Raw genomic sequence first — 22,580 nt, forward strand, 5'->3', positions numbered from 1 at the left:
GGAGGTTCTATTCTTCAGGATGGCGGCTCCGCCACATTTATTATCTGTCTGGAACAGTGATTTCCTCTTTTCGGACAGGTGATTTCCAAAACACCGGACAGGCGCTTTCAGCGCACCGGTATATCCAAAAAGGTCAATCACCAGTGTTGGAGCCAACAAATATAATAAAGGTGCAACACACCAATCATGTAATATCTGGCTAAAAGTTCCCCCTTTTAAAGTTCCTTCTCCCGAATCTCCCGCAATACCATGCATTAATCGTATTTCTCCCCATGAATATCCTTGCGCCAAAAAAACAACTATTAAAGATATTCTGTATAAACAATAAGCAATAATAATCACACAAGCTATTTTAAGCAAGAAATAATTGGGTTCTCCTTTTCTCACCTTGACATTGATTCTTTTTGTCCTTAGTAAAGCCAAGACACACCCAATCGTAAATCCAAATATTCCTAAAAAGATATACGAATATGTAAGTTCACTTGGCTTCTGCATACCATCTAATGATAAATAATTTAGAAAAACTAATATCCCCCAATACCCACAAAAAATCGTTGCTGCATTATAAATATTTTTCGTTATTTTAAGAAAAAGGACCGCAATAATGATTGAAAAAACGATGCTAACAATTGCCATTTTTATCCCCTCTGCATTTTACAGTTTTCATAAATTCCAATCAATTGATCGACAACTCTTTCAATAGAAAATTGGTCTATTGCATTATCTTTGCCATGATTGGCAATATTTCTCATGGTATTTTTGTTTATGATTGCATATTCAATCTTATCTGCTAAATCCATATAATCGCCTTCTTTATAAAGTAATCCTGTTTCATTATCCTTTATTATTTCAGTTGTCCCTCCTGTATTAGCACCAATTACCAATAATCCTGCCAGTTGATTTTCAATCGTGACTCGTCCAAATGCTTCATTTTTGGAACAAGTTAACCCAATATCACATTGTTTTCTAAGTTTTCTAAGATCAGCAACATAATGCAAAATATGAATATTGCTATCCAAATTTTTTTTATCAATATAAGTTCTAATTCTTTGCTCATATGTCCTGTCTTCTATATTTCCAACAATATATAATTCAGTGTTTATCTTCCTATTTACTTTTAGCTCTTCAATCGCTTTTACCGCATCCATCTGTCCTTTCCCTGGATCAATACGCCCTGGTAAAATCAATTTTGCCGTCTCACTATTAAAAATATCTTTGTCTTCTACTTCATATTTTTCAATAGGAACTCCATTGTATACAGTAACTATTTTTCTGTGAAATTCTTTTTCAAATTTATTTTTTACTGTATTTGATATCGCTATAACAGCATCCGCTTTTTTTACATATTTCCACACTTTATTTTTTGCAAAAATAGTTTGTCCCAAATCTTCTTCCATTAACTGTCTGATATGCCAAACATATGGTATTCCCAATTTGTCGGCTATCTGTGCTCCCATTTGATGATTAAGACCATTAATATGAATCAAATCTACATTCTCATTTTTTAAAATTTTATATGCTTTAAGCATATAAAAATAATTAAACATATATTTTATAAAAAATTTAATTCCTGTAGACTTTCTTCTTTTTAAAATATTAATCCTCATGCTATATGCCGGTACAATGTAACACTTAATATGCTCCTTTTGTCTAATCCATTCAATGTTTTTATCACTACTAAGAACTAAAACAACTTCATTTCCACGTTTTGCCAGTTCGCACGCAATATTGAGCATTGATAATGAGGCTCCATCCTGATTAGTTGAACTACTCATAGATATAAAACAAATCTTCAAATTCTTTTCTCATTCCTTTCTCACCTACTTTTTATCAGGAATACGATATTCCTTTAAAATGTCAATTTCATTTTTTTTCAAATTTAAAAACCGATTATAAATATATGCTGCATCCTTTTTCAGCTTCTCTTTTTCTTTTGCTCCCAACTTTTTATATAATTGGTCAATCGGCCAAACTGTCAGTTTTCCATTTTTTTCTTCAACAATTTTTAAAATACTAAATGTTATTTTTGAAATTTGAATATTATCGTTTTTTAGATAAACATGCATTGCAATAGAATATTCTGGTTTGTATTCATCCAAAAGATAAACCGAACTTGGAGAAATGCTATAATTTCCCAAACAATAAGCAATTGGTGTATTATTGATTGTTTCGTATTTTTGAACTACATGCGGATGCGTTCCAATAATCAGATCCACCCCATGATTCACCAAAAATTTCATGATATACTCTGAAAACTCTCCTGGAACAGAATTAAACTGTCCTCCCATATGAACACACGCAACAACAAAATCTGTTTCTTTTTTTGCTTGAATGATATCAGATTTTATTTGTTCTAAATATGTACTATCAAGTTCTTCTCTTGAAAGTATGTCAACTCTTGGCACATTATGAGTCATATGCATTTTTCTTTTGATCTTCATTTTTGTCTCTAAAGATATTTTTTGACCTAGTAATCTTGCAATCATTTTTCTAAAAACTGAAGATCTTTTTTGCCCTACTACTTTTTGAAGATTATACGTTTGAGGCTTTAATAAGTTTAAATGATATAACTGCTCTTTTTTCAAAATAACATTCGTCTCATGCGTATTAGTTCCATACGTATAGGATAAAAATGCTATTTTTTTATTTTCTATTTCCTTATAATAAATAGTATGTCTTTCTTTTTCATTTCTATATGTTCCTGTATGATCAATTTTATTCTGATCCAAAATATCCAGCGTTCTGATTAACCCCGCTATTCCTCTATCAAGGCAATGATTAGTAGCAGTTGTAACCATATCAATTCCACCCTGTTTCATTGCTCTTGCAAATGGATCTGGTGTGTTAAAGTTATAGATGTGATTTGTATAACTCACATTTTCCCCAGCAAATACAGTTTCTAAATTTCCAACAACTAAATCTGAGTTCGAAAAAAGATTTTTCGTTTCTTTAAATATATCATTGAAATCATAATTAGGATGTTTGTTGTAATATCTTTGCAAGGGTTTTTCACACATGATATCTCCAATAAAAGTTATCTTCACCGCTACCTCCTCCCGACATTGTTTATCTTTTTTTGCTTCTTGATTTGCTCTAATAACGGTTTATATATTGGCCATTTTCCTATCTGATCTTCGATCTGCGTAACATCTGGATCTGCTCCTGGATTTCCTTCGATGAGTACAATAGTTCCATCTGCCTTAATCGTTACATCCCATCCGACATATCTCACTTCTGGATGAACCATAGCAGCCTGTTTTACTGTATCTACAATACTATTCCATTCTGGCACTTTAAAACCTACAATTGGTTTACCTGAATCAGGATGGATTACAAACCTGTTCCATTCTCGATCGACTCCAACAGTACAAACAATTCCTGTCTCTACATCAATTAAAGAAGCAATTCCATGATGGTGGAAATTATCTGCAAATTTTCCTTTTCTTCCCAAACGCAACACTCCAGCCATTACTTTTACGGTATTATCTGCGCAAACAAGAGTTACGACCCGAAAAGAATTGACAGAACTCTGATTAAATTCTGCCAATTCTTTATGCTGTGTTAAAACTTCTTCTAATAATAATTTTTGCTTTAAAGCCTTTTTATAAAAAGTGTCAAAGTCAAGAATAGAATCTGTATCAATAATTTCTATCCCTTTCCCGAACATTCCATCTGGACACTTTGCAAATATCTTGTTATGATTTTTCAAAAAATCTTTTACTTCATCTTTTGAACATTTAGTTGTATCAATCCAATTTCTTCCCGTATACTTCTGAAAATGTTCGTTAAAAAGTGGTTTTTGATCAAAATATTTTCTTGACCTAGGATCATTACATATTTTGATAATTTCTACCAATTTTCCATGAGTAATAAATTTGTCCCTTTCTTCACGCTTTTTATAATAAAACTGATATTGGATATAATCTATCAATTCAATATCATATCGAAACTTTTCCCACAAAAAATCAACCGTGATCTTTAATCTCTTCCAAGTGGAAGCATTCGGATCTATATTAATATAGATATCTCGAAATAACCTTTTAAACTTTTCCTGTATCGATTCCTGCATATCTATTTTCTCCTACTTACTATCTGCAATCATCTAAGATCTTTTTAATATTTTCTTCTCCCAATCTTTCTGGTGTTCTTCCATTTTTCCGGAAGTCCTGTCCTAATGCCGCATTTGCGACTTCAATCAATGCTGTTGCAACTGGTGTTTTAATATCCAGCGCTTTCCCAAGTGACTCTAACATCACCAATCCCTGCGGGACATCCTCCGTAACATAACGTGAATTTACCGTTACCGGTCCCTTGGCTCTTGTCGGCATTGCTGCATAGGAGAAAAAGACTTCTTTCGCATCTTTTTCATCATCTAAAGAGTTTCTGAACTTACATGCTTCTACATAAGACAGACGTTCGAATCCCATCTTTTCGAGAATATCCATCTTTTCAGAGTCCAATTTTTCCAATACATTCCATGCATGCTCCGTGAATGCTCGATGATACATGCAGAATTCATCTCCCATTGCATCAATCATAGGAATACTTAAAAGTGATCCGATAGTATGAACAATCATATTTGGATTATGAAGTGCTGCCCCCACCACGCTGTTCATATAATGGAATGGGAATCCTAATTGATCCAGTTTTTCCTTAACAATAGAAAGATTTCTTGCCGGATACACCCCTAACGGATTTCTTACATTTCTGAATCCAACTTTAAAAATACCTGGCTCCATGATACGTCCGTCGATAAAAGAGCTTTGTGCTTCTACTACTGAAATATCTTTATCTCCACAATATTTCAGTACATACGCTGTCGAAAAATATCCAGGATTAATAAGCAAAATTTGACCATCTCTGATAAATGGCGCCATTCTCTGAATCAATTCTTCATGATAATTTGTCTGAATGTACACAATGATTACATCCATTTCTGTCAGTACAGACAAATCTCTTGTTACATTGGAAATATGACCTTCTTTTCTCACAATTTCCAGATCCTGTGGATTCATACTGCCGTTTTCTCCAAAATCCAGGAGCGTCATTTTCCCATCGTTTTTCTGAAGATATTCAAAATTATCGTCATGCATTGCATTAGAAGTTTTGACCAATGTTACATTTACTCCTCTAAATGCCATATCTGCTGCTACTGCGCAGCCCCCATTTCCAGCTCCTACTACTGCTACTCTCATTTTATGTTCTCCTTTTCTTTCTTTAGTTTTGTGCGTCTTTTAAAGTTTTCTTTATAAAAACTTCTTCCAGAACTCTTTCTGTCAAATCTCCAAATGTCGGACCACAAGTAATCTGGTTCGAACCCGGGCATACATTGTATTCAATAAAAACCGGATCTCCTTCTGTATCTACTGAGAAATCCCATCCGATCAGTTTAAAATGCGCAAGCTTTTTATGTTCTTTTTTCACAATTTTGACAATTTCTTTATAGGATGGAACCACAATATCTTTAAAATAAATTCCATTCTGATTTTTAGAACGCCATTCTGCTTTTCGATTAACGCCTAATTCATTCAATGAACCATCTTCATGAATTGGACAGGCATATCCACCGGCTCCAATATTATCAACTCGTGCATTACTTGCACCCATTCTCAAAATAGAGGACAGGATATAAACTTCTCCTTCAAACAAAAAAGATACAATCCTGATCGTATTCAAAGATGACGGATTTAATTTTGCAAGAGTTTCATGCTGCTTTACTGCCCCCTGCACGATATAATTTGCTCCCATCTTTTTTAATGCACGCAGAAGATCTTCTTTCTGATACTCACCCGGAGTAAAAAAAGAAATCAAGCGTCCTTCCCCACTGTCAATTGAAGGCTTAATTAAAAATTCCTTCTGATAAGAAAGGCATTTCTTCACTGCATCTTCTCTTGAAATAATTTCATGATTTTCATTATAAAAAACACCGGCAATATTTTTCATAATCGTTTCCGGTTTCTTTAAATCAGGAAACCAAATGTTATGAAGGCATTTATCTTCTCCGAAGCGCCGGAACTGCGTATTACTGAAATATGGTACGATTGTTCCATACCAGAGGTCATCCGGTATGTACCGTGGATCTACTTTTTTGTCACGGTCAGCAAAAATCTGATACCACATTTTCTTTGGCTTTAATCCGTACCGCTGCCAATAAGGAACCACGATCTGTTCATACTCTTCGTCGCACTGAAATCCATTATTCATCCTTTTCAATCGTACCCGTGCCTTTTTTCTGTAAGAGTATTCCCGATATTTTGACTCCATCATCAAATTCAGATCGTCCCATTTTTTTCTGAAGTTACTTCTCATTTTCTCTTCCCCCATTTAATATGGATATTTCGTTATATTTCATCATATAAACTCCTTCATCATAACCTGGCTCTTGTTTTTCATTTTCTTTTCCTTCCAGATTATTTACGATCAGTTTCATATGATTGACCCCACACTCATACGCATGTGGATATCCACCTCCAAATCTCGGATTCACTTCTGAAATGTAATATTTCTCATCTTTTTCAAATACATCAATATCAATCTGTCCCCGATATCCCATTTCTTCTGCAAACGAGCTGAGCAGTTCATTCAGTTTTGGATCAATAAAGGACTCTGCCTTGTCCGTTTCTCCAGCTCTCATAACCAGTTTCTTTTTTGTAAAAATAGAAACCAGTTTCCCACTGATCATATCGATATAGCAGTCTGCTCCAATTTCCTGTCCTTCCAGATACTCCTGAATCATCAGGCCCTCATTATGCTGGAAAAGCAGCTCAATTGTCTCCCTGTCATAAACTTTACTTATTGCGATGGATGCACTTCCACATACAGGTTTAACAAATACTGGATATTTTGCTTCTCCCTTCTCTATATCCTTAAAAAACTCTTCCTTATCCACATAGCTTTTTGCACAGCGATAGTGATGCTCTTCAAGCCATTGGTACATTTCCCATTTATTTAGAGAACGTTCACAGACTTCATAATCAGATCCGATAACACAGGTGCCTATTTCTGCAAACCGATCTTTATTCTCCGCCAACAGTGAAAGTTCCGGATCAATCAGGGACAGTACTCCCTGAATTTTTTCTGTTCTGCATATCTCTAAAATCTTCTCAATGTATCCTGGTTCCGTCATTCTTGGAACAATATAAAAGGCATCGGCTTCGTATAACGCCGGTGCCAGTCTGCTCATATCCGTTGCAATTACTTTCCCTTTTCCCTGTAACTCCTTTTTGAAATACTGAATGATTTTATTTCTTGTACCCACACTCAATACTAATATATTACTCATCTTGTTTCCCCTTTAAATATTCAAAGAATAATGGTGTTCCACCTGTGTGTAAAAACAAAATATTTTTACCGGTAATCTTCTGTTCGCTGATATATTTTTTCATTCCCCAGAACGCTTTCCCCGTATAGGTAGTATCCATAGGAATTCCATATTTTCTTAGATTCTCTTCAATGGTATCTTCAATCTCTTTATTTTCTTTCCCATACCCCGAATTTGTATACTGGTCCAGGAAAATGGTGTTCTTTTCAATCTCTTCTTTTGAAATTCCATTTAGATATTCTTTTACACTGTCCATAACAACAGTTCTTCCATAAGGATTTTTTCTTGCGATACTGATTCCTATAATCTTTCTGTCATCCTGATTCAAAATCTGGCCGCAAATAAGTCCTGCCTGTGTTGTTCCTGTTCCGGACGCATGAAAAATATAATCAAACTGAATCTGTTCCTGCTTTTCGTATTCTTTAATCTCTTCGTAACACCGTACATAGGCTTCTGTCCCAATATTTCCATGACCTCCACCCATAATAAAATAAGGATGTTTCCCTTCTTCCTGAAGTCTCTTCAGATTTGCTTCGATCGTATCGTGTACCTCCGTAACCGGACATTCGATAATCTCAGCCCCAAAAAACTCCATCATTTTTCTGTTATATGTACGTTCGGAAGCTTCTTCCGGACTGATGATCAGACAGGGAAACCCTTCTGAAGCAGCCATATTCGCTATAATCCGCCCATGGTTGGAACTGCCGCTTCCATAGGTCACGATATAATCTGCTTTCTGTTTCCTGATATCCTGTAGAAATAATGCTGCTTTTCTTGCTTTATTTCCTCCAAAAGAAAAAGGAAGAAGATCGTCGCGTTTTACATAAACTCTGTTATCATTCTCCTCCAGAAGATAAACGGGAGTTTTATAGTTCGAAATATCCATTGATTTCAAACTCCTCTCTTGAGATTTCATAATAAAAACGATCTACATTCCTACCTCTGTTTTGAACCTTTCCGTATTCTATACCCTTTTTCTGAAATCCTGATTTTTCGAAAAGTCTTTGTGCCGGTAGGTTTTCGCATTCTGTATACAGATACACCTGATCCAGTCCCAATTTTGTAAATGCATAATGTAGAAGCTGCCGTGTTGCTTCTGTAGCAATTCCCTTTCCTTTATAGGCCGGCTCACCCATGGTGATGTAATATTCACCCTGTTTCCCTTTTATTCCAAGAATTCCGATTAATCCGACAGGCTCTCCATCCACTTCGATGATTCCATCAAATCTGTCTGTACGGTCTTTAATCTTTTCAAACCATTCTTCTGTTTTTTTCTGCTCCAGAGGAAGATTGTAGTGCAGAAACTGATTATTCTGCTCATCGTTGATCCACTTTACCTTAAGCGGAATATCCTCCCACTTCATTTTTCTAATAACAATCTGCATTATTTCTCTCTCCTTGCATCATCAAGTCTTCCCGCAGGTATTTCACTTCCAACAAGAATATCTGATTTTTTCAAAACTTTTTCCACTGTTTTTTTCAGAATTTTCATATCCATCTGAAATGTACAGTGATCCACATAGTAAAGATCATATGCAAACCGTTTCTCCCAGCTAATTGCATTTCTTCCATTGACCTGTGCAAGTCCAGTCAATCCCGGCCTGACATCATGTCGATGGAACTCTTTCTCAGTATAGTATGGAAGATATTCCATCAGAAGAGGCCGACATCCTACAATACTCATATCTCCCTTCAGAATATTGAATAATTCTGGAAGCTCATCCAGGCTTGTGCTTCTCAGCCATTTTCCAAATTTTGTCAGCCTGATATCATCAGAAAGGAGATTTCCCTCTTCGTCTTTTTGATCCGTCATCGTACGAAACTTGTAAAGCAAAAATGGTTTTCCATAGAGCCCCGGTCTCTCCTGTTTGAAAATCACCGGGCTGCCAAGTTTCAGCTTTACAAGTCCTGCTGTGATCAACAATACCGGGCTTAACACAATAATCCCACCTAACGCACATACAAAATCCAGTGGTCTCTTTATGCACGCCTCATAAAATCCTTTTCTTCTTCTCATACCAGACACCTACTCAAAACATCCCTTCACAATCTCTATCACTTTCTCCTGCTCTTCCAACGTCATCTTATTATCACTCGGCAGACACAGGCCTCTGTGGAACAGATCCATTCCCACATCCAGCGGTCTTCCGTCCTGTCCTACGGTTCCACCTGCAATATAGGCATTGGTCTTTGCCCGTCCATTTCCTTCTCTTGTGACAAATCCGTTCATCCGGTAAATTGGCTGCATGTGCATCGGTTTCCAGATTGGACGTCCTTCTGCATTATAGGATGCCAGTGTTTCCAGAATCTCTGTCGGACAGCTCTTTCCAGGCTCGCTGATATACAATGCTTCCTGCTCTCCCCGTACCTGTTTGCACATAGCTTCCGGATCGATTACCATACAGCTCAGCCAGAAGTTCGGCTCACTGTTTTCTTCATCATATGGATTCATTTTCACTGGAAGGTCTTTGAATCCTTCTTTATATCTCTCATAAATTGCTTTCTTCTGTGCGATATGTTCTTCCAGATATGGGAACTGTCCTCTGACCACTCCTGCAATCACGTTACTCATCCGGTAGTTGTATCCCAGTTCCTCATGCTGGTACCACGGTGCATTCTCTCTGGACTGAGTAGACCATTTCCGTACTTTCTTTGCTGCTTCTTCGTCATCTGTCAGAAGCATTCCTCCGGATGATCCTGTGATAATCTTGTTTCCGTTAAAGGAAATGCAGTTATAGGTTCCAAAGGTTCCTGTCTGGACACCTTTATAAGTTGCTCCGAGAGATTCTGCTGCATCTTCAATGATGACCGCGCCATGTCGGTCACAGATTTCCCGGATTTCATCAATTTTTCCCGGTGTACCATAAAGATGTGCTACAACAACAACTTTTACTTCCGGATAGAGTTCAAATGCTTTTTCCAAAGCCACCGGATCCATGTTCCAGGTGTCATACTCGGTATCAATGAATACCGGAATGCCGCCTTCATAAACAACCGGATTCACCGTGGCATCAAATGTCATGTCTGAGCAGAACACCTTGTCTCCCGGCTTTACCCCTGCCAGCTTCACCGCCATATGAAGTGCTGCTGTTCCGGCTGATAATGCCACCGCATGCTTACAGCCGATTTTTTCGCAGGCAAGCCGTTCTGTCTCATTAATATTTTCCCCAACGGTTGACATCCAGTTGGTTTCATATGCTTCTTTTACATACTCCAGTTCCGGGCCGTGCATGGTCGGACTGGAAAGCCATACCTTTGATGAAAATTGTTCCATCTTCTTACTCATCTTCCCTCACTCCTCTTTTTTTCCACTAAAAAAAGCCCGGAAGTTTTTCCAGACTGTTTTTCCTTTTATGTTTCAATTTTTTCTATGATTTCCAGGCCTGCCTGGGTCTCCAGGATTCTCCCGAACATCGGGATCTCAAGGCTTGCTTTTCGCTTATGCCGGTCGATTTTGCGGATCATGGCTTCGCGTCCTTTCAATGGGCCGTCGGTGATCCGGATCCGACCGTTTTCAATAATCCCGGTTGACATCTCAACAACCTGTTTTTCTTTTCCAAATTCGGTCAGGAAGTCTACTTCCTCCTGTTTTAGCGGAATGATTTCCCTTCCTGTCCCGATCAGCTTTGTAAGGCCGATCACTTTTTTCAGGCCAAGATACAGTTGTTCCATTTCGTCTGTAATCATGAAAACGTATCCTGGAAACAGAATTTTCTGCTCCAGATGCCATTCTCCTTTGTACTTCTTCATTGATTCATAGTAAGGGATAAAGCAGCGCTTTAAAATCCCGTGATCGATCGTTTTTTCACATTGTGTGATGATCTCTTCCTCGGTACCTGTGCGTACCTGTACTACATACCACATAGAAGTCCTCTTTCTTCAAATGAGGCCTTGTCGTATTTCATTTCATTAAATTGTGAGGGAAGTCGCTTTTTTGAAATATTCTGCATGAAAAAAGCATACTCTTTTCACTTCCAAATCATGAAAGTAAAAAGGGTATGCTTCGCCATTTCACCCGAACGCTTTTCCGGGTGAATCACGATATTCCATAATGACCACTTTCCCATTCAAACGCGACAAAGCGACGATTTGATTTGGTTAAGATATTTTCAAGTCCAAAACGACTTTGTTATTTTTCTTTTTTCTTATACTGATAAGTAGGTACGATTCTGGATACCCGTTCTTTGACATCCGATACTTCCTTGTAGCATGCATCTTTCAGTTCTGCAAGCTCCATCAGGAATTTGTCATCATCCATATCGATCGGTTCTCCAATGAAAATCAGATTGTTATCTGTTTTGTGCAGACCTTCCTCTGCCATTAAAAGCTCTTCGTAAAGCTTTTCGCCAGGTCGGAGGCCTGTAAATTTAATTTCGATATCCACTCCCGGTTTCAGTCCGGAAAGTTTAATCAGGTTGGTGGCAAGGTCGAGGATCTTGACCGGTTCTCCCATATCGAGAACGAAGATCTCGCCGCCTTCTGCGTAGGAACCTGCAGTCAGCACAAGGGATACTGCCTCCGGAATCGTCATGAAGTACCGGATGATATCCGGATGTGTGACGGTAACCGGTCCGCCCTCTGCGATCTGCTTTTTAAACAGCGGAATTACGCTTCCGTTGCTTCCCAGTACGTTTCCGAAACGTACTGCCGCAAAGGTGGTTCCTTTGGAATGGCGTGACATCATCTGAATGACCATCTCGCACATTCTCTTGCTGGCACCCATGATATTGGTCGGATTGACCGCCTTGTCCGTCGAAATCAGGACAAATCTTTCTACACCGTACTCGTTGGCGAGTTTTGCAGTATTGTAGGTTCCGAATACATTATTTTTGATTGCCTCATTCGGGCTTGTCTCCATCAGCGGTACATGTTTGTGTGCTGCCGCATGGAAAACGAGCTGTGGATGATACGTGGAGAATACCTTTTCCAGACATCCGGTATCCCGCACAGATCCGATCAATGCGACCAGATTTAATGACGGATATTTTCTTCTCAGCTCCTGTTCAATATCATAGGCATTATTTTCGTAAATGTCAAATATAATCAGCTGTTTTGCACCGTATGCCGCAATCTGCCGGCAGAGCTCGCTTCCGATGGAACCGCCGCCTCCTGTGACAAGTACGACTTTGTCTTTTACATATCCGGAAATCTCTGCAAGGTCCATCCGGATGCTTTCCCGTCCGAGAAGCTCTTCGATCTCTACCGGACGGATCGAACTTACTTTTACTTCGCCGTTAACCAGCTGATAGACAGCCGGAACGATCTGCATTTCACATCCCGTCTCCTTGCAGATCTCGAGAATATTTTTCTTTTCAGAAGCCGAAATCGCAGGAATTGCAAAGATAATTTTCTGAATCTGATATTTCTTTACCATCTCAGGAATATCTTCTCTTGTTCCGACAATCGGAATTCCGTCGATATAACGGTTCTTTTTGTTTTTGTTATCGTCAATAATACAGCGGATTCTTGTGTGCATCTTGTCTCCGCTTTTATTAAATTCACTGATGATTGCCCTGCCGGCCTCTCCGGCACCGATGATCATCGTATTTTTCACATCTCTGGATTCTACAGCCGCTGCTGAAGTCCTTGTGACAAACATCCGGTAAATCCGGTAAGAGAAACGGATACCTGTAATCAGAAAATACTGAAGAATTCCCCCCATTACATAATACGAAATCGGCATTCTCTGAAAAATCACGGTAGTCCCCACAATATGAAGTGCCATGGAAATCGCGCATACAATTGTGGTTCTCGACAGTTCGTCAAAACTTGCAAACCGCCACATGCTCCGGTACAGTTTAAATGCAAACATCAGAATCAGTGTACATACGGTATGAATCGGAATATACCTGATCCAGGTAAAAAGATATTCCGGCGGAATGTCCGAGAAGCGGAAGTCAAATCTCAGCCATAATGCCAGTCCGTAAGACACATTCATTACAATTACATCATAGATAAACAGTAAGATTGAGATACGTACCCAATGATACAGAAACAGCTTATCTGCCATCCATTTTCTCATAACACTTTACTCCTCATTCTTTTATTTTCACAGCCCTCTACTGTGTAATTTTTTCCCCACCTAAAATCCGGTTGATCTTGCTTGAAATGCTGTTTACAGAAACCTCATTCGGATTCATGACATACAGCATCTGGCTTCCGGATGAATAACAAGTATTGCTGTCTCCTGTTCCGATCGCATTGTCGGTCAGGATACTCCAGCTGCCGCCTGAATTGAGCTGCATCTGGATCAGTTTTGAGAGCTGGTCCATAGATACATTCGTTTCTACACAGTCGTCAAGCTCTTTTACAATATCCATAGCTTTCGTAAGCATGGATGGTGTCAGCATCTTGTTGATAATTGCTGTGATCACGGCTTCCTGATTCTTTCCCCTCTGGTTATCACCGGTAGCAAAACTGTGACGCTCCCTTGAAAAGGCAAGTGCCTGTTTCCCGTTTAAATGGTTCACACCCTGCTGGAAAGAATATCCTCCCGCTTCAAAAGCATACTCGGAATTGACGTCGACTCCGCCAAGTGTATCGACAATTTCAATCAGTGAGGTAAAGTTCACTCTCGCGTAGTAATTGATGTCGGTATTATAAAGCTGTTCCAGTGTTGCCATGGAAACATCCACTCCATAAATTCCGGCATGAGTCAGTTTGTCCCGCTGGTTTCCGGAAACTCCCGGAAGTGTCACGTAGTAGTCACGCGGCGTTGTTGTCAGAAGCACCTGGCGTGTTTCCGGATTCACTGTTGCGATGATATTCACATCGCTTCGGCTGTTTGTGGAAATCGGACCGTATACGTCGATTCCGCTGATATAGACATTGAACGGTTCTGTCACGCTCTGGTCTACCTTTTCCAGTTTTGTATCAATTCCATACTGATACAGAATACGAACCTGATCTTCATATCCTTCAATCTCGTCTGTAATCAGGCTGTTGAATGCCTCATTATAGATAGCCGCCTCAATTCTGCCATCCAGAAGGGCCTGTGCTTCCTCCTGAACAGTATTGAACTCCGACACATTCGGCTCCTGTCCGATCAGTGTGGAAAGCTTGGTAATCATCTTTTCGTTGTTTGTCTGATCAGCGGCCGTCTGAACTCCGAAAATATAATTCTGCGCATCTAGAATCGACTCCGCGCTGTCTTCCTTTTTGACCACAACGATCATATTGTCGGTTTTATACTCAGCTCCTCCGATATTACTGATTGCCTGATGCATATTCATAAAGTAATAGGTTCCGAAAGCAAGTGCGGCACTGATCAGAATACTCAGTACAATCCCCACAATATGAATTTTGTTCCTGATATACTGCATTCCAAATGTGAGGGCGAACAACAGCAGAAGCACAACAGCTCCTGCTGCCAGATACTTCATCGGAATCATTCCACTGTTAAATAAGATACCGACAAAAATCACAGAAATCAGAAGCTGAATTACTGCAATCACTTTTCCGAGAGTATTTCTCCCTTTTTTCTCGTCGTAATGCCGGGAACCGCGGCGGCCCTGATGTCTCCTGCGTTCCCTCTGCTCTCTTCTCTGCGGCATTTTTATCACTCCTTTTACCTACTGTACAGTCAATGTAAACTCTTCAATATTTGATGTATTATTGTTCGTATCCATCACATAGTAGCGAATTGTATATGTACCCGGAACGGATGTATTGTACTCTCCGTCCGCGTGAATTCTTCTGGATAATGTCGCCGCATCGTCCTGGTCATCCACCACCTGGTCAATCACGGAAAGGACGTCAAATGATTCTCCTGCACGGATTGATCTGGACGTCTCCGTGAGACGGATTGCCGGATTTGCCCCGTCCGGTGTCAGTTCTCCGGTATTTTCCTCCTGTGTTTCCTCAGCGGAAGCCTGTTCCTGTGCTGCCTGTTCATCCTCTGAAGTTTCCTCTGAAGTATCTTCCTCTGTCTGCGCTTCCTCTTCCTGGGACGGTTCCTCTGCTTCAGGCTGGCTGACATTTTGTTCTGCCTGCCCGGTTCCCTCATAATTGACCATCCGTGTTTCGGTTCCGACATTATTGCTCTCATCGATTACCGCATACTGTACAATTGCGCGGGTTCCATCGCTTACTACCGTAATTTTGTCAATAAAAATCTGATCCGTCACATCTCCGTCCCGGTTGTCTTCGGCAGTTACGTCAGCGAGGAGTTCTTCATAATTGTCTCCGTCTTTGTAGGTGATTTCTTTCTCTTTGTCTTCGATCGTGATGACCGGTGCTGTTTTATCCTGTGAAGCAGTGATAACGGCCGCACCGGCTACCAGCACCGCACAGCCTGCTATCAGACACAGGGTTAATAGCCTTTGTCTCATCTTAACGTTCTCCTAATCGATTAATTGTCACTTCCGTAATGTCCGTAATATTTCCCGTAATACTTACCGTAATATTTATTCTGCTTCATGGATACCTTGTTGAGAACAACTCCCAGAATATTACATCCTGTCTTGGTAAGCTGATCCTTTACGGAACGCGCGAACTTGTAGCTGATCGTATTGGCTGAAATAACAAGAATCGCCGCGTCACATGCTGCGGACACGATTGCACTGTCGATAACACTTCCAAGCGGAGGTGTGTCGATAATAATATAGTCATAAATATTTCTTGCCTCTTTTAACAGTGCGGCAAACTTTTTGCTTCCAAGGAGTTCTGCCGGATTTGGCGGAACCGGACCTGCAAAAATGACAAACAGGCCTTTTTCGTTTGTTTTGCAGAGAATTTCAGAAAGATCTCCCTGACCGGAAAGAAAATGGGTCAGACCTTTCATTTCTCCTGTCACTTTATATCTTCCGGCAAGAACAGACTTTCTAAGATCCGCGTCAATAAAAAGAACTTTTTTTCCCGCCTCTGCAAGAGAGTATGCCGTTGATAATGATACCGTACTCTTTCCTTCACTTGGAGTACAGCTTGTAATTGCAATGATCTTGTTTTCCTCTCCGGAGAATTCAATATTTGTACGAAGCTGTTTGTAGGATTCATTAATTCTGTAATCCTGCATACTCTTTAAATTTAATGATATTTCTTTCATCTTCAGACCTCCCAAACCTTACTTTTTCGCAGTTTTTTTCTGGAAATTCCGGGCCGAGAGCCCTTTTACACGTTTTTTATTCTTTGCATTTGCCCCGTCATAAACCGGAATGGACGCAAGAACATTCAGTCCAAGATATGTCTCTACATCTTCCGGCGTCTTTACTGTATCGTCCAGCATAAATACCAGAATGATAATACCGGCAGAAATCAGAATTCCGAGAATTGCGCCGATCAGCGTATTACGCATCACGCTCGGGCTGCTCGGGCTGTCCGGCAGGTTTGCTTCCTCTACCGTCTTGACAGAGTCAACATCCATGATATCCTGAATCTGAATTCCTACCGCCTGGCGTACCGCATCTGCAATATCTCTTGCCTGTTTCGGTTCGGCGTCTCTTACATTAATGGACATGACACGGGTATCTGTCGGTGTGGTAACCGTAATCTTATCCGCCAGCTCTTCTGTATCCATATCAAGATTCAGAACAGAAATAACTTCTTCCAGAACCGGACGGCTCTTTACCAGTTCCGCATAGTCTTTCGTCAGCTGTGATCCTGTCTGCAGATCATTGTATGTCACGTTTCCGGTGTCCGTTGTTCTGGTCAGCACATAGAACCGGGTTGTTGAAGTATACATTGGCGTAATAAAAAGTTTGGTTCCAACAAATGCCAGAAGTCCCAGCAGGATTCCTGACAGAATAATAATATGTGCCTTGCTCCATAACGTCATAAACAATTCGGTGAGATCTATTGTAATCTCATCATTTTCTTTCACATTCTGGTTTGTCCCTTCCATAAACACTATACCTTCCTAATTCATTCTCATTTAGTACTCGTCAATCTCTTCATTGCGAAGAACTTTCTTGGCATTTTGCCCGAAGATCTGGTCCGCATACTCTTCACCGCAGCGTTTGACAACTTCTTTGTATGCCTCCTGCATCTTCGGTGACCGCTTCTCCGGACCATGTGCATCTGTCCCTACCAGCTGGACAAGATGCGCTTTTAATACCTCCCGCAGAAACTTCTTTACGCTTCTGCCGTAACTTCCTGTAATGCTTCCCGCGTTCACCTGGAGATACGCCCCCATCTCCCTGAGATATTCTACGTTTGAGATATCTTCTCTCAGGCAGTTGTAACGCTCAATGTGCGCAATAATAACGGTGTGGCCGCTCATTTGAAGCTTTCTCACAGCATTCAGGATGTACTGGAAATCGTCTCCCGGCGAAAACTCCACCAGGATATATCTGGATTTTCTGATGCTCACTGCTTTCCCGGTCTTTAAAAGCTCCGGGACATCCTCCCCGTAATAAATCTCCATCCCAAGACAGATCTGCATCTTCGGGTGAACTTCCTTTGCAAGCTTTCGAGTCAGGAGCAACTGTTTCTTGATCAGATCGATATCATTTTTCCCTCTCTGCTTGTGATAGTGAGGGGTCGCCACCATGATCTGTATCCCCTCATCCCATGCTTTCTCCAGCATGGCCTTTGTTTCTTCCGGAGACTGGGATCCATCATCCACCCCCGGCAGAATGTGACAATGAATATCTACAAACTGGTTCATCTATCCTACTCCAATCTTTCCATACTATTGCTTTGTCAACTATTATACGTTAGCCACTCCGCAATTTTCAAGCAATAGTTACAATCCTTTCTATTTTTTTACGTCGTTATTACAATTTATTACAGTAATTCCTCCTCTCCGGTCAGTTCTCATTCCTTTTTATCTTGATTCGCGGCAGAAAGATTCTATTTTTTCTACAACTTCTTCAATCGTCATCTCTGAGCTGTCAATCAGCTCTGCGTCTTCTGCACGGCACAGCGGGGAAATCTCTCTGGTCATATCTCTTCTGTCACGTTCTTCTATATCTGCTGCGATCTGAGCATAATCGCAGGATTCCCCTTTTCCCAACAATTCATTGTACCTTCGTCCGGCTCTCGTGTCAACACTTGCCGTCAGGAATATCTTGACATCTGCATCCGGCAAAACACTTGTTCCGATATCTCTGCCGTCCATTACAACATCTTCTCTCCTTGCCAGATCCCGCTGCAGTTCCAGCAGTCTGGCGCGTACCGCCGGAACGGCCGAGCTTTTTGATGCCATATTTCCGACTGCTTCCTCCCGGAGATGGTCTGTAATATTTTTATCATTTACATAAATCTGCTGCTTTCCATTTTCGTAGGCAATGTCAATTTTCACCTCTTCACATGCTTTTGTGACCGCCTCTTCATCGTCCGGCCGGATTCCTTTTGTCAGAAAATACCAGGCAAGCCCCCGGTACATTGCCCCGGTGTCTACATAAATAAAGCCTTTTCTTTCTGCCAGAAGTTTTGCTATGGTGCTTTTCCCGGCGCCGGCCGGTCCGTCAATCGCTATCTGATAACCCATTATTTTCATCCTCCGATACTGTATTTATTCTCAGTCTGACTGTGCCTTATTCCTCAGAAGCACAGGAACCCGCCGCATTTCCGGTAGACCATGCAATCTGAAGATTGAATCCGCCTGTCACAGCATCCAGATCCAGAACCTCTCCCGCAAAATAGACATGTTTTACCAGTCTGGATTCCATCGTTGCCGGGTTGATCTCCCTGACATTGACGCCTCCCTGTGTAATAATGGCTTCATTGAAATCCCGAAGCCCGGTAATGGTCAGCTCCAGACCTTTTAGCAATGCCGCGAAAGCAAGCCTCTCTTCTCTGGTGATTTCGTGGATCTTCTTTTCCGGATGAATCCGGCTCTGCTCAACAGCCACCGGAATCATCTTGGCCGGGAGAAGCCTGGCAAGTGCGTTTTTAAACTGCTTGTTCTTATTCTCCTCGAAATCCCGCAGAAGTCTCGCATCCAGCTGTTCAAAGGAAAGCGCCGGCTTCAAATCAATCCGGAGTCTCAGCGGTCTTTCCTCCAGAATTTTTCCGACAAAAGAGCTGGCGCTTAATATCATCGGCCCGCTCACTCCATAGTGCGTAAAAAGCATTTCACCAAAATCTTCGTAAAGGACTTTCGACCCGTCCAGGATGGTAATTGCCGTATTCTTAAGAGAAAGGCCCTGAAGATCTTTTACAAAAGATTCCTTCGTCTCCATCGGCACCAGCGCCGGACGGATGCTGGTTACGGTATGTCCAAGGGTTTTTGCAAACCGGTAACCGTCTCCTGTTGACCCTGTCGTCTGGTAGGAGTTTCCTCCTGTGGCGATAATACATGTATCTGCCTGTACTTCCGTCCCGTCCGCAAGGTACAGGCAGGCAAACGCCCCGTCTTTTGTTCCGATCTGCTGTACTTTCGTGTTTAAGTGTACCTGAACTCCCTGGCGTTTCAATTCATCTCCCAGTACACGGATGACATCAGAAGAATGATCGGACTCCGGAAACACCCTGTTTCCCCGCTCTGTTTTCATCTTCAGTCCGATTTCGCTGAAAAACTCCATGGTCTCTTCGTTTGTAAATCCGTAAAAACTGCTGTAAAGGAACTTTTTATTTGTAACCACAGAATCCAGAAGCTCTTCCATATCACAGGAATTCGTCAGATTGCACCTTCCCTTTCCGGTAATATAGATCTTTTTACCCAGTTTTTCATTTTTCTCAAATAATTCTACCTGGTTTCCATTTCTTGCTGCGAAGATGGCGGCCATCATTCCTGCCGCGCCTCCTCCGATTACTACTGTTTTTCCCATTCCGTTCTCCTCTGATCATTCACTTTCTTCTGGTCCGGAAAATGAAGTGGTATTTTATCCCTGACCGGATGCAGTTCATCGCTTGAATAAACCTGATACTCATCCCAGATCTGTTCCAGTGTCCCCAGCGTGTCCACAACCTCGTCCTGCTTTTTCATGCAGAGTGCAACCACCAGCGCATTAATCACACTCAGCGGCGCCACAAGCGAATCCACAATCGAAGCCATATCGCTGCGCGCGATCAGACTGCAGGACGAATAAAGATTCATCGGTGAGTGAACGCTGTCCGTCAGTGTGATGATCTTTGCCCCCCGGTTGTTCGCAAATTCCAGAGCCTTTAACGTTCTCATGGAGTATCTCGGGAAGCTGATACCGATGATCACATCCTCCTCCGTAATCCGGATAATCTGCTCAAAAATCTCACTGGAACTGTTCGTGTCCACGCTGACCACATTATCCCGGATCAGATTCAGATAAAAGCCAAGAAAATTTGCAAGTGTGGCACAGCTTCGTATGCCCACAATGTAGATTTTCCTGGCATTTAAAATCGTATCGACCGCCGTCTCAAAGGCATTCTGATCAATATGCTCCATCGTCAGCTTAATCTTCTCTATATCCGACTGGAGCACACTCATCAGAATCTCAGACTGGCTGATCCGCCCGTAAGTAACCTCCATCCTCTGAATAAAATTCAGACGGTTGCTCACAAGCTCCTCAAGCGCTTTCTGAAACTGCGGATAGCCCTTGTACCCAAGACCGGACGCAAAACGTACAACTGTAGACTCACTGACACCGACCACATCACCCAGTCTGGCCGCAGTCATGAAAACAGCCTTCTCATAAGAAGACCGTATATAGTCCGCCAGTTTCTTCTGGCTCTTGCTCATCCCGTCATACCGCTCCTCAATTCTTTCAAGCAACTCATTTTTGCCGGTCATGACTAACTCCTCCAAAAGTCCATAATAGCTAATTAAGTATACTCCTTTTTCACCTTAATTACAAGCATTTCACAAGAGTCGACAAGAAAGAGGACAAAGATTTAAGCATTTATTAAATTTTGGGGACGTGTTCCGATGAATCGGAACACGTCCCCAATAGAAAAATCTGTATTGCTTTTTATTTAGAAGTTGTACGTTTAAACAGGATAACTTCCGTTTTTTGTGTCTGCAATTGTCTCGTCTACTTTTGTCTGCTGTGCCTGACGGTATTTGAAAAAGTCGATTGCAACCTGCGGGAAGAGGGCATAGGTCAGTACATCTTCGTCCTGCTGTTTCCACTGTTTCATCTCGTTTTCGAGTGTTTCCAGTTCATCCGGGATAAGATCTGCCGGGCGGCAGGTGATGCAGTCATCGATTTCGTCGCCGAGGCATTTTTTCTTGACGTCTTCGTTGAACGGGCAGACAGTTGCGCCGTATTTGCCTTTCAGGATATCTTTTGTTTCTTTGGTTGCCATTTTGTAGCGTTCTCCCATCAAAACGTTGAAGACAGCCTGTGTTCCTACGATCTGGGAGGACGGTGTGACAAGCGGTGGTTCTCCGAGGTCCTTTCTGACTCTTGGTACTTCTTCAAGCACTTCATAATATTTGTCCTCCGCTCCCTGTTCTTTCAACTGGGAGGTCAGGTTGGAGAGCATGCCTCCCGGTACCTGATAGAGGAGTGTTTTGATATTAACTCCCAGATTCTTCGGATTTAAGAGTCCGCTTTCCAGTGCTTCATCACGGATCGGGCGGAAGTAATCTGCGATCTCGGACAACAGCTGCTGGTCAAATCCGGTGTCGTACGGTGTGCCTTTGAATGTTTCTACCATGACTTCGGTTGCCGGCTGGGATGTTCCGAGCGCAAATGGTGACATTGCCGTATCGATCACATCTACACCTGCTTCCACTGCTTTTAAGTAGGTCATGGATGCGACTCCGGATGTATAGTGGGTATGGAGCTGGATCGGAAGGTTTGTTGCTTCTTTTAAAGCGGTTACAAGTTCGGTTGCTTTATAAGGAAGCAGAAGGCCTGCCATATCTTTGATGCAGATGGAATCCGCACCCATCTCCTCGATTTCTTTTGCTTTCTGTACCCAGTATTCCAGAGTGTAGGCGTCTCCGATTGTGTAGGAGAGGGCCACCTGTGCATGGGCTTTTTCTTTATTTGCCGCCCTGACTGCGGTCTGAAGATTCCGAAGGTCGTTCAGACAGTCGAAAATGCGGATGATATCAATTCCGTTTGCAACGGATTTCTGCACAAAGTACTCTACTACATCATCGCCGTAAGGACGGTATCCGAGGATGTTCTGTCCGCGGAACAGCATCTGCAGCTTTGTGTTTTTAAAACCGTCACGGAATTTACGGAGTCTGTCCCATGGATCTTCTTTCAGGAAACGTAAAGAAGCGTCAAAGGTTGCTCCTCCCCAGCATTCCACAGAATGATATCCGACTTTGTCAAGTTTTTCTACGATCGGCATCATCTGCTCGGTCGTCATTCTTGTTGCGATCAGGGACTGATGTGCATCACGCAGAATCGTCTCTGTTATTTTAATTGGTTTTTTCTCTGCCATT

Annotated in this window: 22 protein-coding genes; all 22 read right to left on the minus strand. The window is 41.5% G+C overall.

Translation table 11 applies throughout. The features are described 5' to 3' along the window. Positions 1 to 636 (minus strand): hypothetical protein (locus B5E64_RS04080; RefSeq protein WP_140398820.1); only part of this gene is annotated, 636 nt, incomplete at its 3' end. A gap of 2 nt (positions 637 to 638) precedes the next feature. Next, positions 639 to 1,775, minus strand: a complete 1,137-nt coding sequence (locus B5E64_RS04085) for a glycosyltransferase family 4 protein (protein WP_140398821.1) — start codon at positions 1,773 to 1,775, stop codon at positions 639 to 641. 45 nt (positions 1,776 to 1,820) lie between these two features. Continuing rightward, positions 1,821 to 3,044, minus strand: coding sequence for a CapA family protein (locus B5E64_RS04090; protein ID WP_087167267.1), 1,224 nt, complete (start codon positions 3,042 to 3,044; stop codon positions 1,821 to 1,823). 2 nt (positions 3,045 to 3,046) lie between these two features. After that, positions 3,047 to 4,069 (minus strand): sugar-transfer associated ATP-grasp domain-containing protein, encoded by a 1,023-nt coding sequence (locus B5E64_RS04095; RefSeq protein ID WP_087167268.1) that lies wholly within the window; start codon positions 4,067 to 4,069, stop codon positions 3,047 to 3,049. A 19-nt stretch (positions 4,070 to 4,088) separates the two neighbouring features. Next, positions 4,089 to 5,195 (minus strand): NAD/NADP octopine/nopaline dehydrogenase family protein, encoded by a 1,107-nt coding sequence (locus B5E64_RS04100; protein WP_087167269.1) that lies wholly within the window; start codon positions 5,193 to 5,195, stop codon positions 4,089 to 4,091. Between the two features lie 22 nt (positions 5,196 to 5,217). Continuing rightward, positions 5,218 to 5,943, minus strand: coding sequence for a sugar-transfer associated ATP-grasp domain-containing protein (locus tag B5E64_RS04105; protein WP_204247049.1), 726 nt, complete (start codon positions 5,941 to 5,943; stop codon positions 5,218 to 5,220). A 355-nt stretch (positions 5,944 to 6,298) separates the two neighbouring features. Beyond that, the gene (locus tag B5E64_RS04110) at positions 6,299 to 7,282 is read right to left on the minus strand and encodes an ATP-grasp domain-containing protein (protein WP_087167271.1); all 984 of its coding nucleotides are present in this window, start codon (positions 7,280 to 7,282) and stop codon (positions 6,299 to 6,301) included. After that, positions 7,275 to 8,207, minus strand: coding sequence for a pyridoxal-phosphate dependent enzyme (locus tag B5E64_RS04115; protein WP_087167272.1), 933 nt, complete (start codon positions 8,205 to 8,207; stop codon positions 7,275 to 7,277). Before B5E64_RS04115 ends, B5E64_RS04110 begins: the two co-directional genes overlap by 8 nt. Further along, positions 8,188 to 8,706 carry a GNAT family protein gene (locus B5E64_RS04120; RefSeq protein ID WP_087167273.1) on the minus strand — a complete coding sequence of 173 codons (519 nt, stop codon included), beginning with the start codon at positions 8,704 to 8,706 and terminating at the stop codon, positions 8,188 to 8,190. The genes B5E64_RS04115 and B5E64_RS04120 overlap by 20 nt, the downstream gene beginning before the upstream one ends. Continuing rightward, positions 8,706 to 9,338 (minus strand): sugar transferase, encoded by a 633-nt coding sequence (locus B5E64_RS04125; protein WP_087167274.1) that lies wholly within the window; start codon positions 9,336 to 9,338, stop codon positions 8,706 to 8,708. Before B5E64_RS04125 ends, B5E64_RS04120 begins: the two co-directional genes overlap by 1 nt. Positions 9,339 to 9,347: 9 nt before the next feature. Next, entirely contained in the window at positions 9,348 to 10,607 is a 1,260-nt protein-coding gene (locus tag B5E64_RS04130) for an aminotransferase class I/II-fold pyridoxal phosphate-dependent enzyme (RefSeq protein WP_242960082.1), read from the minus strand. A 65-nt stretch (positions 10,608 to 10,672) separates the two neighbouring features. Then, the gene (loaP, locus tag B5E64_RS04135; RefSeq protein WP_087167275.1) at positions 10,673 to 11,185 is read right to left on the minus strand and encodes an antiterminator LoaP; all 513 of its coding nucleotides are present in this window, start codon (positions 11,183 to 11,185) and stop codon (positions 10,673 to 10,675) included. 265 nt (positions 11,186 to 11,450) lie between these two features. Beyond that, entirely contained in the window at positions 11,451 to 13,343 is a 1,893-nt protein-coding gene (locus tag B5E64_RS04140) for a nucleoside-diphosphate sugar epimerase/dehydratase (protein ID WP_087167276.1), read from the minus strand. Between the two features lie 37 nt (positions 13,344 to 13,380). Beyond that, the gene (locus B5E64_RS04145; protein ID WP_087167277.1) at positions 13,381 to 14,874 is read right to left on the minus strand and encodes an LCP family protein; all 1,494 of its coding nucleotides are present in this window, start codon (positions 14,872 to 14,874) and stop codon (positions 13,381 to 13,383) included. Between the two features lie 18 nt (positions 14,875 to 14,892). Beyond that, the gene (locus tag B5E64_RS04150) at positions 14,893 to 15,651 is read right to left on the minus strand and encodes an immunoglobulin-like domain-containing protein (RefSeq protein WP_087167278.1); all 759 of its coding nucleotides are present in this window, start codon (positions 15,649 to 15,651) and stop codon (positions 14,893 to 14,895) included. Positions 15,652 to 15,671: 20 nt separating this feature from the next. Continuing rightward, on the minus strand, positions 15,672 to 16,364 hold the full coding sequence (locus tag B5E64_RS04155) for a polysaccharide biosynthesis tyrosine autokinase (protein ID WP_087167279.1): 693 nt from the start codon (positions 16,362 to 16,364) through the stop codon (positions 15,672 to 15,674). An 18-nt stretch (positions 16,365 to 16,382) separates the two neighbouring features. Then, the gene (locus B5E64_RS04160) at positions 16,383 to 17,159 is read right to left on the minus strand and encodes a Wzz/FepE/Etk N-terminal domain-containing protein (RefSeq protein WP_087167280.1); all 777 of its coding nucleotides are present in this window, start codon (positions 17,157 to 17,159) and stop codon (positions 16,383 to 16,385) included. Between the two features lie 30 nt (positions 17,160 to 17,189). Further along, on the minus strand, positions 17,190 to 17,924 hold the full coding sequence (locus B5E64_RS04165) for a CpsB/CapC family capsule biosynthesis tyrosine phosphatase (RefSeq protein WP_087167281.1): 735 nt from the start codon (positions 17,922 to 17,924) through the stop codon (positions 17,190 to 17,192). Positions 17,925 to 18,083: 159 nt separating this feature from the next. Further along, positions 18,084 to 18,749, minus strand: coding sequence for a (d)CMP kinase (gene cmk / locus B5E64_RS04170; RefSeq protein ID WP_087167282.1), 666 nt, complete (start codon positions 18,747 to 18,749; stop codon positions 18,084 to 18,086). 46 nt (positions 18,750 to 18,795) lie between these two features. Then, positions 18,796 to 20,031 (minus strand): NAD(P)/FAD-dependent oxidoreductase, encoded by a 1,236-nt coding sequence (locus tag B5E64_RS04175; protein WP_087167283.1) that lies wholly within the window; start codon positions 20,029 to 20,031, stop codon positions 18,796 to 18,798. After that, positions 20,016 to 20,969, minus strand: coding sequence for a MurR/RpiR family transcriptional regulator (locus B5E64_RS04180; RefSeq protein ID WP_087167284.1), 954 nt, complete (start codon positions 20,967 to 20,969; stop codon positions 20,016 to 20,018). The genes B5E64_RS04175 and B5E64_RS04180 overlap by 16 nt, the downstream gene beginning before the upstream one ends. 197 nt (positions 20,970 to 21,166) lie before the next feature. Next, complete coding sequence (locus B5E64_RS04185) at positions 21,167 to 22,579, minus strand: oxaloacetate decarboxylase subunit alpha (protein ID WP_087167285.1); 1,413 nt, start codon at positions 22,577 to 22,579, stop codon at positions 21,167 to 21,169. Between the last annotated feature and the right edge of the window lies 1 nt (position 22,580).

It is taken from the genome of Drancourtella sp. An12, from assembly GCF_002160935.1.
Lineage (GTDB): Bacteria > Bacillota > Clostridia > Lachnospirales > Lachnospiraceae > Sellimonas > Sellimonas catena.

What these genes read in the sequence shown, in the direction of transcription:
- B5E64_RS04105 (WP_204247049.1), bottom strand. Translation starts at nt 5,943, where the DNA reads ATGAAAAATATTGCCGGTGTTTTTTATAATGAAAATCATGAAATTATT.
- B5E64_RS04120 (WP_087167273.1), bottom strand. Translation starts at nt 8,706, where the DNA reads ATGCAGATTGTTATTAGAAAAATGAAGTGGGAGGATATTCCGCTTAAG.
- B5E64_RS04175 (WP_087167283.1), bottom strand. Translation starts at nt 20,031, where the DNA reads ATGGGAAAAACAGTAGTAATCGGAGGAGGCGCGGCAGGAATGATGGCC.
- B5E64_RS04100 (WP_087167269.1), bottom strand. Translation starts at nt 5,195, where the DNA reads ATGAGAGTAGCAGTAGTAGGAGCTGGAAATGGGGGCTGCGCAGTAGCA.
- B5E64_RS04185 (WP_087167285.1), bottom strand. Translation starts at nt 22,579, where the DNA reads ATGGCAGAGAAAAAACCAATTAAAATAACAGAGACGATTCTGCGTGAT.
- B5E64_RS04095 (WP_087167268.1), bottom strand. Translation starts at nt 4,069, where the DNA reads ATGCAGGAATCGATACAGGAAAAGTTTAAAAGGTTATTTCGAGATATC.
- loaP (WP_087167275.1), bottom strand. Translation starts at nt 11,185, where the DNA reads ATGTGGTATGTAGTACAGGTACGCACAGGTACCGAGGAAGAGATCATC.
- B5E64_RS04160 (WP_087167280.1), bottom strand. Translation starts at nt 17,159, where the DNA reads ATGGAAGGGACAAACCAGAATGTGAAAGAAAATGATGAGATTACAATA.
- B5E64_RS04085 (WP_140398821.1), bottom strand. Translation starts at nt 1,775, where the DNA reads ATGAGTAGTTCAACTAATCAGGATGGAGCCTCATTATCAATGCTCAAT.
- B5E64_RS04145 (WP_087167277.1), bottom strand. Translation starts at nt 14,874, where the DNA reads ATGCCGCAGAGAAGAGAGCAGAGGGAACGCAGGAGACATCAGGGCCGC.
- B5E64_RS04155 (WP_087167279.1), bottom strand. Translation starts at nt 16,364, where the DNA reads ATGAAAGAAATATCATTAAATTTAAAGAGTATGCAGGATTACAGAATT.
- cmk (WP_087167282.1), bottom strand. Translation starts at nt 18,749, where the DNA reads ATGGGTTATCAGATAGCGATTGACGGACCGGCCGGCGCCGGGAAAAGC.
- B5E64_RS04165 (WP_087167281.1), bottom strand. Translation starts at nt 17,924, where the DNA reads ATGAACCAGTTTGTAGATATTCATTGTCACATTCTGCCGGGGGTGGAT.
- B5E64_RS04130 (WP_242960082.1), bottom strand. Translation starts at nt 10,607, where the DNA reads ATGAGTAAGAAGATGGAACAATTTTCATCAAAGGTATGGCTTTCCAGT.
- B5E64_RS04115 (WP_087167272.1), bottom strand. Translation starts at nt 8,207, where the DNA reads ATGGATATTTCGAACTATAAAACTCCCGTTTATCTTCTGGAGGAGAAT.
- B5E64_RS04110 (WP_087167271.1), bottom strand. Translation starts at nt 7,282, where the DNA reads ATGAGTAATATATTAGTATTGAGTGTGGGTACAAGAAATAAAATCATT.
- B5E64_RS04150 (WP_087167278.1), bottom strand. Translation starts at nt 15,651, where the DNA reads ATGAGACAAAGGCTATTAACCCTGTGTCTGATAGCAGGCTGTGCGGTG.
- B5E64_RS04180 (WP_087167284.1), bottom strand. Translation starts at nt 20,969, where the DNA reads ATGACCGGCAAAAATGAGTTGCTTGAAAGAATTGAGGAGCGGTATGAC.
- B5E64_RS04125 (WP_087167274.1), bottom strand. Translation starts at nt 9,338, where the DNA reads ATGAGAAGAAGAAAAGGATTTTATGAGGCGTGCATAAAGAGACCACTG.
- B5E64_RS04140 (WP_087167276.1), bottom strand. Translation starts at nt 13,343, where the DNA reads ATGAGAAAATGGATGGCAGATAAGCTGTTTCTGTATCATTGGGTACGT.